Source organism: Paenibacillus amylolyticus, assembly GCF_047302515.1.
GTDB lineage: Bacteria > Bacillota > Bacilli > Paenibacillales > Paenibacillaceae > Paenibacillus > Paenibacillus amylolyticus_G.
In genome coordinates this window covers 6,736,573-6,748,682 of sequence record NZ_CP168019.1, presented here as the reverse complement: position 1 = coordinate 6,748,682, position 12,110 = coordinate 6,736,573, and the positions used below count along the sequence as shown (strand labels likewise).

Sequence of the window (12,110 nt, the reverse complement as noted above, 5' to 3'; positions counted from 1 at the left end):
GCCGAAAGCCGCGCAAAGGCGGTAAGAGAAATCTTATTTCTTCTTACCGGCTTTACCTTCCTTACGGATGATACGCTCGCCTTCATATTTAATACCTTTACCTTTGTACGGCTCAGGTTCACGTACGGAACGGATTTTAGCAGCGTAAGCACCTACACGCTCTTTGTCAATTCCGCGAACGATGATTTTTGTATTCGAAGGTACTTCGAATTCGATTCCCGCTTCCGGTGTAATTTCAACCGGGTGAGAGTAACCAACGTTCAGAACGATTTTATCTCCGGATTTGCTTGCACGATATCCGACCCCAACCAATTCCAGAGATTTCGCGAATCCTTCAGTAACGCCGCTCACCATATTGTTTACAACGCTACGCGTTGTGCCGTGCAAAGAACGGTGAGTTTTGTTATCGGAAGGACGCACAACTGTGATTTCGTTATTTTCAACTGTAACCTTCATGTCTTTATGAAGCTCACGAGTCAAAGTTCCTTTAGGTCCTTTTACCGTAATAACGGTGTTGTCCAGGGTGATGTCTACACCACTTGGTACTGTGATTGGTTTGCGACCAATACGAGACATATGTTGCACCTCCTATCTTGTGACGTTATATTACCAAACGTAGCAAACGACTTCTCCGCCGGATTTCGATTGACGAGCTTCTTTGTCCGTCATGATACCTTTAGATGTCGAGATGATCGCGATTCCCAGGCCACCAAGTACACGAGGTACTTCGTTGCTTTTCGTGTAAACACGAAGACCAGGTTTACTGATTCTTTTCAGACCAGTGATAACGCGCTCGTTATTTTGACCGTATTTCAGGAAAACACGGATAATCCCTTGTTTGTTATCATCGATAACTTCAGCGTCACGGATGAAACCTTCACGCTTCAGGATATCGGCGATTTGTTTTTTCATTGTCGAAGCAGGCATTTCTACCGTTTCGTGACGAACAGTGTTCGCGTTACGAATACGAGTAAGCATATCTGCAATTGGATCAGACATAGTCATTGTGAGTTAACCTCCTTCCCGTTCAGGACTTTTTACCAGCTTGCTTTTTTCACGCCAGGGATCTGGCCTTTATAAGCTAATTCACGGAAACAAATTCTGCAAATTTTGAACTTTTGCAGGACCGAATGTGGACGTCCGCAACGCTCACAGCGTGTATATGCACGTACTTTAAACTTAGGTGTACGTTGTTGTTTAACTTTCATCGAAGTTTTTGCCACTTAGCCTGACACCTCCTAAATAATTTCGGAGAAAAGGGAGTCTTTCCAGACACCCGGAAACGTTATGCCAACATTACTTAACGAAAGGCATTCCCATTTGCGTAAGCAATTCACGGGACTCTTCGTCTGTTTTCGCCGTTGTTACAATGACAATATCCATACCGCGGACTTTATCAACTTTATCGTATTCGATCTCCGGGAAGATCAATTGCTCTTTCAGACCCAGTGTATAGTTACCACGTCCATCGAAAGCATTACTCGATACACCGCGGAAGTCGCGGACACGAGGAAGCGTTACGTTGAGCAGCTTATCTAGGAAGAAGTACATACGCTCACCGCGTAATGTAACTTTCGCACCGATAGGCATATTCTCACGCAGTTTGAAACCTGCGATAGATTTTTTAGCACGAGTGATTACAGGTTTTTGACCCGCGATCAGTTGCAAATCGTTTACTGCAGAATCCAACACTTTAGAGTTTTGGACAGCGTCGCCCACACCCATGTTGATAACGATTTTCTCGATTTTCGGCACTTGCATTACCGTTGTATAGTTAAACTTCTGCATCAAAGCAGGAGCGATTTCTTGCAGGTAACGTTCTTTCATTCTTGATGCCATGAATCATAGCCCTCCTTTCTCATTCGGTTCAATTAGTCGATAATTTCTCCGGAACGTTTAGCAACGCGCACTTTCTTACCGTTATCCAAAACTTTGTAACCTACACGGGTTACTTTTCCGCTCTTCGGATCGATGTGCATTACGTTGGAAACGTGAATCGGAGCTTCCTTCTCGATAATGCCGCCTTGCGGATTTTGCTGGTTAGGCTTCTGGTGTTTTTTCACCATGTTAACACCTTCCACAAGGACGCGGTTCTCACGAGGATAAGCAGCGATGACACGGCCTTTTTTACCTTTGTCTTTACCGCTGATCACCATAACCGTATCTTCCTTTTTAACGTGAAGTTTGTTGTTATGGGATTCCAGAACTTTTTTCACTCTTGGCATTTCGTACACCTCCTGTTTCTAACATCACGAGATTAAGCTTTAGATAACTTCTGGAGCCAAGGAAACGATTTTCATGAAGTCTTTATCGCGAAGTTCGCGAGCAACTGGTCCGAAAATACGTGTTCCACGTGGGCTTCTGTCGTCTTTTACAACAACCGCTGCATTTTCATCAAAACCGATGTAGGAACCGTCTTTACGACGTACAGAACGTTTCGTACGAACGACAACCGCTCTAACTACATCACCTTTTTTGACAACGCCGCCTGGTGTTGCTTGTTTAACAGAACAAACGATCAGATCACCGATTTGAGCTGTACGACGTCCCGTACCGCCGAGTACGCGGATACACATCAGTTCCTTCGCACCGGAGTTGTCAGCCACAGTCAAACGTGTAAATGGTTGAATCATTTAGTATTCCTCCTTTCAGCAATGCTGCTGATGCATTAGATGATAACCGCTTTTTCTACGATTTCAGTAAGTCTCCAGCGTTTATCTTTCGAAAGCGGACGAGTCTCCATGATTTTCACCGTGTCACCGATTTTCGCAGTGTTTTCTTCGTCATGCGCTTTGAATTTTTTAGTAACCTTAATGCGTTTATGGTACAAGTTGTGTTTTTTGTAAGTTTCTACAGCAACAACAATCGTTTTGTCCATTTTATCGCTGACCACTTTACCAGTTTGCACTTTACGTGCGTTACGTTCTTCGCTCATTGTTGGCCTCCTTCCTGATTACGGACGGATTGTCCATCCTATCCCTAATTAACCGATTCCCAATTCTCTCTCACGGATAATGGTTTTAGCACGAGCTATTTCTTTCCGCACATCACGGATGCGAGTCGGGTTATCCAGCTGACCGGTAGCTAATTGAAAGCGGAGGTTAAAGAGTTCTTCTTTAAATCCGGCAATCTTTTGCTCGATTTCAGCAGAGGTAAGGTTGCGAAATTCACTAGCTTTCATTTGCTTCACCACCCAATTCTTCACGTTTCACGAACTTCGTTTTGATTGGCAGTTTGTGAGCGGCAAGACGCATTGCTTCGCGTGCAATTTCCTCCGGTACACCAGCAAGTTCAAACATGATCTTACCTGGTTTCACTACTGCAACCCATTTTTCTACGTTACCTTTACCGCTACCCATCCGAACCTCGAGAGGCTTTTGAGTGATTGGTTTGTCTGGGAAAATTTTGATCCAAACTTTACCACCACGTTTGATGTAACGAGTCATCGCAATACGAGCCGCTTCGATTTGACGGTTCGTAATCCAAGCCGGTTCCGTAGCTTGCAGACCGTATTCGCCAAAGTTCAGAGTCGTTCCGCCTTTAGCTTGGCCTTTCATATGTCCACGTTGTTGCTTACGGTGTTTTACGCGTTTTGGTACCAACATGATTAGTTGCCTCCTTCCTTAGCAGCTTGTTTCTTAGCCGTAGGAAGAACCTCTCCACGATAGATCCATACTTTTACGCCGATAAGTCCGTAAGTAGTATGAGCCTCTGCTGTACCATAGTCAATGTCAGCACGCAGTGTGTGCAGTGGAACAGTTCCTTCGCTGTAGCCTTCAGAACGTGCGATCTCAGCACCGCCAAGACGTCCGCCTACTTGAGTTTTGATACCTTTAGCACCGGAGCGCATAGTTCTTTGAATTGCTTGTTTCAGAGCACGACGGAAAGAAACACGACGTTCCAATTGTTGTGCAATGCTTTCAGCTACAAGAACAGCGTCCAAGTCTTGGTTCTTAATTTCAGAAATGTTGATGTGTACTTTTTTACCGCCAGCAATTTTCGTAATTTGGTTACGAAGATTTTCAACTTCCGAACCACCCTTACCAATAACCATACCTGGTTTAGCAGTGTGAATCGTTACGTTTACGCGGTTAGCCGCTCTCTCAATTTCTACACGAGATAAAGCGGAGTCTTTCAATTTATTTTTCAGGAATTCACGAATTCTCACGTCTTCCATCAAAAGATCACCGAAGTCTTTGCCTGCATACCACTTAGATTCCCAGTCACGGATAATTCCGACACGGAGTCCGACTGGATTTACCTTTTGGCCCACACATTTCCCCTCCTTCTACTTCTCAGATACCACCAAAGTAATGTGGCTAGTACGTTTGTTAATACGACTTGCACGTCCCATTGCACGAGGGCGGAAACGTTTCATTGTCGGTCCTTGGTTCACGTAAGCTTGCGAGATAACCAAGTTGTTAACATCCAAAGAATAGTTATGTTCCGCATTCGCAATAGCGGAGTTAAGCAACTTCTCAACGATTGGAGAAGCAGATTTCGGAGTGTGACGGAGAATGGCAACCGCCTCACCTACTTGCTTGCCACGAATCAAGTCAACAACGAGTTGAGCTTTACGAGGAGCAATCCGGATAAACTTAGCATGTGCTTTTGCTTCCATTGTGTAACCTCCTTTCAAACATTAAAGATATTCATTTATCTTCTTGTTTTCTTATCATCAGCAGTATGGCCTTTGTACGTACGGGTTGGAGCGAACTCACCCAGTTTGTGTCCGACCATGTCCTCAGTTACATACACTGGCACGTGTTTACGACCATCGTAAACGCCAAATGTGTGTCCGATGAATTGCGGGAAAATTGTAGAACGACGGGACCAGGTTTTGATCACATTCTTCTTACCTGAAGCTTCCATCTCTTCTACCTTTTTAAGCATGTAGCCATCAATGAATGGCCCTTTTTTCAAACTGCGACCCATGTGGAGATCCTCCCTTCAAACATAGCTATTATGCATCCGCAGATGCCTCACGAAGTTATGCACAGTGTGTATTACTTCGTGCGGCGGCGAATGATGTATTTATCAGAAGCTTTATTTTTCTTACGCGTTTTGTAACCAAGTGTAGGTTTACCCCATGGTGACATTGGCGATTTACGTCCGATTGGAGCACGACCTTCACCACCACCGTGTGGGTGATCGTTAGGGTTCATTACTACACCACGAACCTCAGGACGTTTACCCAACCAACGGCTACGACCGGCTTTACCGATTTTGATGAGCTCGTGGTCTTGGTTACCTACAGATCCGATTGTCGCGCGGCAAACTTTCAAAATACGACGAACTTCTCCAGAAGAGAGACGAACGGAAACGTATTTTTCTTCTTTACCAAGCAATTGAGCTTCTGTACCAGCAGCACGAACCAATTGTCCGCCTTTACCTGGTTTCAACTCGATGTTGTGGATAACGGTACCTACTGGAATGTTTTCGAGTGGCAGTGCGTTACCGATTTTGATGTCTGATTCAGGTCCGGAGAATACTTGATCTCCAACTTTCAAACCTTTAGGAGCGATGATATAACGCTTTTCACCATCAGCATAGTGAATCAGAGCGATGTTGGATGTACGGTTCGGGTCATACTCAATCGTAGCAACGCGGCCCGGTATTCCATCTTTAGTACGTTTGAAGTCAATGATACGGTATTTACGTTTGTGTCCACCACCATGGTGACGAACTGTAATTTTACCTTGGTTGTTGCGGCCTGCTTGTTTGCTCAACGGGGCCAACAACGATTTCTCCGGCTGATTTGTGGTGATTTCCTCAAATGTAGAAACGGACATGTTCCGTCTTGCCGGGGATGTTGGTTTATACTTTTTGATTGGCACTGGGTTTCCCTCCTTACTTCAAAAATTCAATTATACAGTTTCAAAGAACTCAAGCGTTTTGCTGTCTTTTGTCAACGTTACAAACGCTTTTTTCCATTCGCTAGTATATCCGGAATAACGTCCGTACCGTTTCGGCTTAGCTGGAACACGAAGCGTGTTCACGTTTTTCACTTTTACATTGAAAATAGCTTCTACTGCCTTTTTGATCTCGGTTTTGTTTGCACGGATATCGACTTCAAATACATATTTCAAGTCGTTCATCATGTCAGCAGTACGTTCCGTAATAATCGGACGTTTTACAATATCACGAGGATCCTTCATTACGCGAGCACCTCCTCTACCTTCTGAACTGCTTCTTTCGTAATGATCAATTTGTCGTGCGAGAGCACGTCAAGAACATTAATACCGTCAGCAGCTACGAATTTCACGCCTGGAATATTCCGTGCGGAAAGAGCTACATTATCATCATAGCTAGGAGCTACGATCAAAGCTTTACGTCCCACTTTGAGGTTACTCAAGATGGCTGCGAATTCTTTAGTTTTAGGCGTACTCAACGTGAGAGCGTCCAAAACGATAATGTCATTGTCAAGCACTTTGGATGAAAGGGCTGATTTGATCGCCAAGCGGCGAACTTTCTTAGGCAGTTTATACGCATAGCTCCGTGGTGTTGGACCAAATACGATACCGCCGCCTTTCCATTGTGGTGAACGAATTGAACCTTGACGAGCGCGACCTGTACCTTTTTGTTTCCAAGGCTTACGTCCACCGCCACGAACTTCAGAACGTCCTTTTACTTTGTGGGTACCTTGACGAAGGGAAGCGCGTTGCATAAGAACTGCATCGTACAGAACGTGTTGGTTCGGCTCAATTCCGAAAACCGCATCGTTCAATTCAACTTCGCCTACTTGGCTACCATCTACATTGTAAACTGATACTTTTGGCATTTTGTGTTCCTCCTTTCTTCAGTGGTTATTTTTTCACCGTTTCTTTAACTCTAATGAGACTGTTTTTCGGTCCAGGAATGGAACCTTTCACGAGCAACACGTTACGCTCAGCGTCTACTTTAACTACTTCAAGACGTTGGATTGTAATAGTATCATGTCCCATGTGTCCTGGCAGGCGTTTGCCTTTAGGAACGCGGTTAGCTTGGATCGAACCCATTGAACCAGGGCCACGGTGGTAACGCGAACCGTGTGACATAGGTCCAGTGCTTTGTCCCCAACGTTTGATAACGCCGGCAAAACCTTTACCTTTAGAAATACCCGTTACGTCAACGAATTCGCCTTCAGCGAAAATGTCAGCTTTCAGTTCTTGGCCAACTTCATATTCTGCGATGTTGATACCGCGAACTTCACGAACGTAGCGCTTAGGGGCAGTGTTCGCTTTTTTAGCGTGACCTGCTTCTGGCTTGTTAGCATTTTTTTCTTTCTTATCGGAGTAACCGATTTGAATTGCTTCGTAGCCATCGTTCTCAATGTCTTTCTTTTGCAAAACAACACAAGGGCCTGCTTCGATAACCGTTACTGGAACGACGTTACCTTCAGGAGTAAATACTTGAGTCATTCCGAGTTTTTTTCCTAAGATTGCTTTCATGTTGACACCTCTTTTCCTTTATACATGGTCTTTGTTGTAGCTTGTATTACAATTTAATTTCGATATCTACACCGGACGGCAGATCCAAGCGCATCAAGGCATCCACAGTTTGTGGAGTCGGGTTAACGATGTCGATCAAACGTTTATGTGTACGTTGTTCGAATTGTTCCCGAGAATCCTTGTACTTGTGCACCGCACGAAGAATAGTAATGATTTGTTTTTCAGTAGGAAGCGGAATCGGACCGGATACACCAGCACCCGAACGTTTTGCTGTTTCAACAATTTTCTCCGCGGATTGATCAAGAATTCTGTGGTCGTAAGCTTTCAAACGAATACGAATTTTTTGCTTTGCCATTTTAGTCCCTCCTTCTATCGCCCAATTTTTTATCGGACATACTCCGTGAAAATTTTCTAGCCACTCTCCCATGGCAAAGGGGCCGGGTGTGCCAGTAACCTCTCACATCATCGCAACGTCACAGAACAACATTCATTATTATATAGAAAAGATAGGCGTATTGCAAGCATATTTAAGAAAAACATTTAAACTTATCTTTTCTGATGAAATGACTTCGTTTATTGCAGTGTTAATCTTCAATATCCAGGCTGCCTTGCCAATCCTTCTAAACACGTAAATGATGTTCATTTCGTATGACGCAGGTTCCGAACTTTAAACATAATAAAAGAGTTCTCTATCCGATGTCGGATAAAGAACTCTTCCGAAGCTTCGTTACAATACAATGTTACTCGTTCCAGTACACTGTTACATATGCTTTATTCAGCGTTAAGCCGAATTATTTTTGGATAGATGCTACGGAACCGGCACCTACTGTACGTCCGCCTTCACGAATGGAGAATTTAGTACCTTCTTCAATCGCGATTGGGGAGATCAGGGAAACAGTAACAGTGATGTTATCACCAGGCATTACCATTTCAGTACCTTCAGGCAGGTTGATGATGCCTGTTACGTCAGTTGTACGGAAGTAGAACTGTGGACGGTAACCAGTGAAGAATGGTTTGTGACGTCCGCCCTCTTCTTTAGTCAGAACGTAGATTTGAGCTGTGAATTCTGTGTGTGGCTTAACAGAACCTGGTTTTGCAAGTACTTGACCACGCTCGATTTGAGTACGGTCAACACCACGCAACAATGCACCGATGTTGTCACCCGCTTGAGCGGAATCCAGCAATTTACGGAACATCTCAACGCCTGTTACAACGGATTTTTTAGTTTCTTCAGTGATACCAACGATTTCGATCTCTTCGCCGACTTTAACAGTACCACGCTCTACACGGCCAGTAGCAACAGTACCACGACCAGTGATGGAGAATACGTCCTCGACAGGCATCAAGAAAGGCTTGTCAGTTTGACGCTCAGGCAGTGGGATGTAAGTGTCGATCTCTTTGAACATCTCAATGATTTTTTGAGCCCATTCGCCATCTGGGTTTGCCAGAGCTTCACGAGCGGATCCACGAGTGATTGGAGTATCGTCACCTGGGAACTCATATTCGTTAAGAAGGTCGCGAACTTCCATCTCAACCAATTCCAACAACTCTTCGTCTTCAACCATGTCACATTTGTTCAAAAATACAACAATGTAAGGTACGCCTACTTGACGGGAGAGCAAGATGTGCTCACGAGTTTGTGGCATTGGGCCGTCTGCTGCGGATACTACCAAGATAGCTCCATCCATTTGAGCCGCGCCAGTGATCATGTTTTTAACATAGTCGGCGTGACCTGGGCAGTCAACGTGAGCGTAGTGACGAGTGTCAGTTTCGTACTCAACGTGTGATGTGGAGATTGTGATACCGCGTTCGCGCTCTTCTGGAGCTTTGTCGATTTGGTCGAATGCAATTGCAGCACCACCGTAAGTTTTGGACAATACAGTTGTGATTGCAGCAGTCAGAGTTGTTTTACCGTGATCGACGTGACCGATAGTACCGATGTTAACGTGGGGTTTATTACGTTCGTATTTAGCCTTTGCCATTTGAACGTGGCCTCCTTAAAATTATAATTTTATGTTTTCACTGAATGAAGTGCTCCGAATTGAATTCTTATGCACTTGCATCCAGTGTGAGAAAACTACTCGGTGCCTTTTGTTTTGGCAACGATTTCTTCAGCGATGCTCTTAGGAACTTCTTCATAGTGAGAGAGTTCCATGGAGAATACACCGCGTCCTTGAGTACCGGAACGAAGAGTTGTAGAGTAACCAAACATTTCAGACAAAGGCACCTTAGCACGAATGATTTGAGCTCCACTACGGGAATCCATACCTTCAATGCGGCCACGACGGGAGTTCAACATTCCCATTACGTCACCCATGTACTCTTCTGGAACAGTTACTTCTACTTTCATGATAGGCTCAAGCAGAACTGGTTTACATTTGTCTTTAGCCGCTTTAAGCGCCATAGATCCGGCAATTTTGAATGCCATCTCATTGGAATCGACATCATGGTAAGATCCGTCTACGATTGTAGCCTTAACGTCTACAAGCGGGAAGCCTGCAATAACGCCGTTTTTCATTTGCTCTTCAATCCCTGACAGTGCAGGTTGAATGTATTCTCTTGGAACCGAACCACCGACAACCTTACTTTCGAACTGGCTGCCTGTACCCGGCTCGAGAGGTTCGAATTCAACCCATACGTGACCGTATTGACCACGACCACCGGATTGACGTACGAATTTACCTTCAACGCGCGCTGGAGCACGGAATGTTTCACGGTAAGCTACTTGTGGTTTACCCACAGTAGTTTCAACCTTGAACTCACGACGCATACGGTCGATGATGATATCAAGGTGAAGCTCACCCATACCTGCCAAGATCGTTTGGCCTGTTTCTTCGTCAGTATGAGCACGAAGAGTTGGATCCTCTTCAGTCAACTTACCGAGAGCAACACCCAGTTTATCCTGGTCAGCTTTGGTTTTAGGTTCAACAGCGATTTCGATAACCGGATCAGGGAAGTTCATTGACTCCAGGATAACCGGATTTTTCTCATCACATAGTGTATCACCTGTACCCGTATCTTTCAAACCTACGGCAGCTGCAATATCACCGGAGTAAACTACAGTGATTTCTTGACGACTGTTCGCATGCATTTGAAGGATACGACCGATACGCTCACGCTTGTTTTTAGTGGCATTCAATACATATGATCCGGATTGAAGAACACCGGAGTATACGCGGAAGAATGTCAATTTACCAACGTAAGGGTCTGTCATAATTTTGAATGCCAATGCGGAGAATGGCTCTTCATCGGATGACTTACGAATTGCTTCAGTTCCATCTTCAAGATGTCCCGTGATCGATGCAACATCTGTTGGAGCTGGCAAGTAGTCGATAACAGCATCCAACATCAGTTGAACACCTTTGTTACGATATGAGGATCCACAGATAACTGGGAATATCTTAACATCTACAACACCTTTACGGAGTACGGTTTTGATCTCATCAATTGTGATCTCTTCGCCTTCCAGGTATTTCATTGTCAATTCTTCATCCAGTTCAGCAACGCGCTCAATCAACTCGTTGCGAAGTTCTTCAACTTGATCTGCAAATTCCGCAGGAATTTCGACTTCTTCGATATCTTGGCCCAGGTCATCTTTGTACATATGAGCCTTTTGAGCAACGATATCGATGATGCCTTTGAAATCATTTTCAGCGCCGATTGGAAGTTGAATCGCAACAGCGTTCGCTTGAAGGCGATCACGCATGTCAGATACAACGTTCAGGAAGTCAGCACCGATGATATCCATTTTGTTTACATATGCGATACGAGGTACGCCGTACTTGTCAGCCTGTCTCCATACGGTTTCGGACTGAGGCTCAACGCCTTCTTTCGCACTGAATACACCAACTGCTCCGTCCAATACACGAAGGGAACGTTCAACTTCAACAGTGAAGTCAACGTGTCCCGGGGTATCAATAATATTAACGCGGTGGCCTTTCCAAGCAGCGGTAGTTGCAGCGGAAGTAATCGTAATTCCGCGCTCCTGCTCTTGCTCCATCCAGTCCATTGTCGCAGCGCCTTCGTGAACTTCACCGATTTTGTGCGTACGTCCTGTGTAGAACAAGATCCGCTCAGTTGTAGTGGTTTTACCCGCATCAATATGAGCCATGATCCCGATATTACGTGTATTTTTTAAGGAGAACTCTCTAGCCATGAAATGGGTCTCCCTTCAAAATTGAAGTTTTTTTATTGTGAACTGAATCCTACCAACGGTAGTGAGCAAACGCTTTGTTCGCTTCAGCCATTTTGTGCGTATCTTCACGTTTTTTAACGGAAGCGCCTGTGTTGTTGGAAGCATCGATGATCTCAGCCGCCAAACGCTCTTCCATTGTTTTCTCACCGCGGTTGCGGGAGTAGTTCACGAGCCAACGTAATCCCAGAGCAGTACGTCTCTCTGGTTTCACCTCGATTGGTACTTGGTAGTTGGCACCGCCGACACGGCGAGCTTTAACTTCCAGGACTGGCATGATGTTCTTGATTGCTGCTTCAAATACTTCCATAGGGTCATTACCCGTACGTTCTTGAATCAACTTGAACGCATTATACAGAATGCTTTGAGCAACACCGCGTTTTCCGCCGATCATGATGCGGTTGATTAAACGAGTAACCAACTTGCTGTTGTATAACGGATCAGGCAGAACGTCTCTTTTCGTAACTGGACCTTTGCGTGGCATGGAT

Annotated in this window: 20 protein-coding genes; all 20 read right to left on the bottom strand. The window is 44.8% G+C overall.

Annotation, left to right across the window (positions count from 1 at the left end):
- Nucleotides 1–33 precede the first annotated feature (33 nt).
- The 20 genes from rplF to rpsG all read right to left on the bottom strand — a co-directional run bounded on the left by rplF (nucleotide 34) and on the right by rpsG (nucleotide 12,106).
- Nucleotides 34–576, bottom strand: coding sequence for a 50S ribosomal protein L6 (gene rplF / locus ACDJ59_RS29535; RefSeq protein WP_017692089.1), 543 nt, complete (start codon nucleotides 574–576; stop codon nucleotides 34–36).
- Between the two features lie 30 nt (nucleotides 577–606).
- Complete coding sequence (gene rpsH, locus ACDJ59_RS29530) at nucleotides 607–1,005, bottom strand: 30S ribosomal protein S8 (RefSeq protein ID WP_017692088.1); 399 nt, start codon at nucleotides 1,003–1,005, stop codon at nucleotides 607–609.
- 32 nt (nucleotides 1,006–1,037) lie between these two features.
- A complete protein-coding gene (locus ACDJ59_RS29525) occupies nucleotides 1,038–1,223 on the bottom strand; it encodes a type Z 30S ribosomal protein S14 (protein WP_013312154.1) in 186 nt (61 codons plus the stop codon).
- Nucleotides 1,224–1,296: 73 nt separating this feature from the next.
- Entirely contained in the window at nucleotides 1,297–1,839 is a 543-nt protein-coding gene (gene rplE, locus ACDJ59_RS29520) for a 50S ribosomal protein L5 (RefSeq protein ID WP_017692087.1), read from the bottom strand.
- Nucleotides 1,840–1,871: 32 nt separating this feature from the next.
- A complete protein-coding gene (gene rplX / locus ACDJ59_RS29515; RefSeq protein ID WP_017692086.1) occupies nucleotides 1,872–2,225 on the bottom strand; it encodes a 50S ribosomal protein L24 in 354 nt (117 codons plus the stop codon).
- Nucleotides 2,226–2,264: 39 nt separating this feature from the next.
- The gene (gene rplN, locus ACDJ59_RS29510; RefSeq protein ID WP_017692085.1) at nucleotides 2,265–2,633 is read right to left on the bottom strand and encodes a 50S ribosomal protein L14; all 369 of its coding nucleotides are present in this window, start codon (nucleotides 2,631–2,633) and stop codon (nucleotides 2,265–2,267) included.
- A 35-nt stretch (nucleotides 2,634–2,668) separates the two neighbouring features.
- Nucleotides 2,669–2,935, bottom strand: coding sequence for a 30S ribosomal protein S17 (rpsQ, locus tag ACDJ59_RS29505; RefSeq protein ID WP_017692084.1), 267 nt, complete (start codon nucleotides 2,933–2,935; stop codon nucleotides 2,669–2,671).
- Between the two features lie 48 nt (nucleotides 2,936–2,983).
- Nucleotides 2,984–3,181, bottom strand: a complete 198-nt coding sequence (rpmC, locus tag ACDJ59_RS29500) for a 50S ribosomal protein L29 (RefSeq protein WP_017692083.1) — start codon at nucleotides 3,179–3,181, stop codon at nucleotides 2,984–2,986.
- Nucleotides 3,171–3,605: a 50S ribosomal protein L16 gene (gene rplP, locus ACDJ59_RS29495; protein ID WP_017692082.1), complete on the bottom strand. Its 435-nt coding sequence runs from the start codon at nucleotides 3,603–3,605 to the stop codon at nucleotides 3,171–3,173. Before rplP ends, rpmC begins: the two co-directional genes overlap by 11 nt.
- 2 nt (nucleotides 3,606–3,607) lie before the next feature.
- Nucleotides 3,608–4,273 (bottom strand): 30S ribosomal protein S3, encoded by a 666-nt coding sequence (rpsC, locus tag ACDJ59_RS29490; protein WP_036607182.1) that lies wholly within the window; start codon nucleotides 4,271–4,273, stop codon nucleotides 3,608–3,610.
- Between the two features lie 15 nt (nucleotides 4,274–4,288).
- Nucleotides 4,289–4,621 (bottom strand): 50S ribosomal protein L22, encoded by a 333-nt coding sequence (rplV, locus tag ACDJ59_RS29485; RefSeq protein ID WP_017692080.1) that lies wholly within the window; start codon nucleotides 4,619–4,621, stop codon nucleotides 4,289–4,291.
- Between the two features lie 35 nt (nucleotides 4,622–4,656).
- Nucleotides 4,657–4,935 (bottom strand): 30S ribosomal protein S19, encoded by a 279-nt coding sequence (gene rpsS / locus ACDJ59_RS29480; RefSeq protein ID WP_017692079.1) that lies wholly within the window; start codon nucleotides 4,933–4,935, stop codon nucleotides 4,657–4,659.
- 71 nt (nucleotides 4,936–5,006) lie between these two features.
- Nucleotides 5,007–5,837: a 50S ribosomal protein L2 gene (gene rplB / locus ACDJ59_RS29475; protein WP_017692078.1), complete on the bottom strand. Its 831-nt coding sequence runs from the start codon at nucleotides 5,835–5,837 to the stop codon at nucleotides 5,007–5,009.
- 30 nt (nucleotides 5,838–5,867) lie between these two features.
- A complete protein-coding gene (gene rplW, locus ACDJ59_RS29470; protein WP_017692077.1) occupies nucleotides 5,868–6,158 on the bottom strand; it encodes a 50S ribosomal protein L23 in 291 nt (96 codons plus the stop codon).
- Nucleotides 6,158–6,781, bottom strand: a complete 624-nt coding sequence (gene rplD / locus ACDJ59_RS29465) for a 50S ribosomal protein L4 (RefSeq protein ID WP_017692076.1) — start codon at nucleotides 6,779–6,781, stop codon at nucleotides 6,158–6,160. The genes rplW and rplD overlap by 1 nt, the downstream gene beginning before the upstream one ends.
- Before the next feature lie 25 nt (nucleotides 6,782–6,806).
- The gene (gene rplC / locus ACDJ59_RS29460) at nucleotides 6,807–7,430 is read right to left on the bottom strand and encodes a 50S ribosomal protein L3 (RefSeq protein WP_017692075.1); all 624 of its coding nucleotides are present in this window, start codon (nucleotides 7,428–7,430) and stop codon (nucleotides 6,807–6,809) included.
- Between the two features lie 46 nt (nucleotides 7,431–7,476).
- Complete coding sequence (rpsJ, locus tag ACDJ59_RS29455; RefSeq protein WP_017692074.1) at nucleotides 7,477–7,785, bottom strand: 30S ribosomal protein S10; 309 nt, start codon at nucleotides 7,783–7,785, stop codon at nucleotides 7,477–7,479.
- 436 nt (nucleotides 7,786–8,221) lie between these two features.
- A complete protein-coding gene (tuf, locus tag ACDJ59_RS29450) occupies nucleotides 8,222–9,412 on the bottom strand; it encodes an elongation factor Tu (RefSeq protein WP_211085394.1) in 1,191 nt (396 codons plus the stop codon).
- Nucleotides 9,413–9,507: 95 nt separating this feature from the next.
- Nucleotides 9,508–11,586 carry an elongation factor G gene (fusA, locus tag ACDJ59_RS29445; RefSeq protein WP_211085395.1) on the bottom strand — a complete coding sequence of 693 codons (2,079 nt, stop codon included), beginning with the start codon at nucleotides 11,584–11,586 and terminating at the stop codon, nucleotides 9,508–9,510.
- A gap of 49 nt (nucleotides 11,587–11,635) precedes the next feature.
- On the bottom strand, nucleotides 11,636–12,106 hold the full coding sequence (gene rpsG, locus ACDJ59_RS29440; protein WP_017692071.1) for a 30S ribosomal protein S7: 471 nt from the start codon (nucleotides 12,104–12,106) through the stop codon (nucleotides 11,636–11,638).
- Nucleotides 12,107–12,110 lie beyond the last annotated feature (4 nt).

Excerpts from the sequence above, each read along its gene's own strand:
- rplD (WP_017692076.1), bottom strand. The coding sequence starts at position 6,781 with ATGCCAAAAGTATCAGTTTACAATGTAGATGGTAGCCAAGTAGGCGAA.
- rplP (WP_017692082.1), bottom strand. The coding sequence starts at position 3,605 with ATGTTGGTACCAAAACGCGTAAAACACCGTAAGCAACAACGTGGACAT.
- tuf (WP_211085394.1), bottom strand. The coding sequence starts at position 9,412 with ATGGCAAAGGCTAAATACGAACGTAATAAACCCCACGTTAACATCGGT.
- rplE (WP_017692087.1), bottom strand. The coding sequence starts at position 1,839 with ATGGCATCAAGAATGAAAGAACGTTACCTGCAAGAAATCGCTCCTGCT.
- rplC (WP_017692075.1), bottom strand. The coding sequence starts at position 7,430 with ATGAAAGCAATCTTAGGAAAAAAACTCGGAATGACTCAAGTATTTACT.
- rplW (WP_017692077.1), bottom strand. The coding sequence starts at position 6,158 with ATGAAGGATCCTCGTGATATTGTAAAACGTCCGATTATTACGGAACGT.
- rpmC (WP_017692083.1), bottom strand. The coding sequence starts at position 3,181 with ATGAAAGCTAGTGAATTTCGCAACCTTACCTCTGCTGAAATCGAGCAA.
- rplV (WP_017692080.1), bottom strand. The coding sequence starts at position 4,621 with ATGGAAGCAAAAGCACATGCTAAGTTTATCCGGATTGCTCCTCGTAAA.
- rpsJ (WP_017692074.1), bottom strand. The coding sequence starts at position 7,785 with ATGGCAAAGCAAAAAATTCGTATTCGTTTGAAAGCTTACGACCACAGA.
- rplN (WP_017692085.1), bottom strand. The coding sequence starts at position 2,633 with ATGATTCAACCATTTACACGTTTGACTGTGGCTGACAACTCCGGTGCG.
- rpsS (WP_017692079.1), bottom strand. The coding sequence starts at position 4,935 with ATGGGTCGCAGTTTGAAAAAAGGGCCATTCATTGATGGCTACATGCTT.
- rplX (WP_017692086.1), bottom strand. The coding sequence starts at position 2,225 with ATGCCAAGAGTGAAAAAAGTTCTGGAATCCCATAACAACAAACTTCAC.
- rpsH (WP_017692088.1), bottom strand. The coding sequence starts at position 1,005 with ATGACTATGTCTGATCCAATTGCAGATATGCTTACTCGTATTCGTAAC.
- rpsQ (WP_017692084.1), bottom strand. The coding sequence starts at position 2,935 with ATGAGCGAAGAACGTAACGCACGTAAAGTGCAAACTGGTAAAGTGGTC.
- rpsG (WP_017692071.1), bottom strand. The coding sequence starts at position 12,106 with ATGCCACGCAAAGGTCCAGTTACGAAAAGAGACGTTCTGCCTGATCCG.
- rplF (WP_017692089.1), bottom strand. The coding sequence starts at position 576 with ATGTCTCGTATTGGTCGCAAACCAATCACAGTACCAAGTGGTGTAGAC.
- fusA (WP_211085395.1), bottom strand. The coding sequence starts at position 11,586 with ATGGCTAGAGAGTTCTCCTTAAAAAATACACGTAATATCGGGATCATG.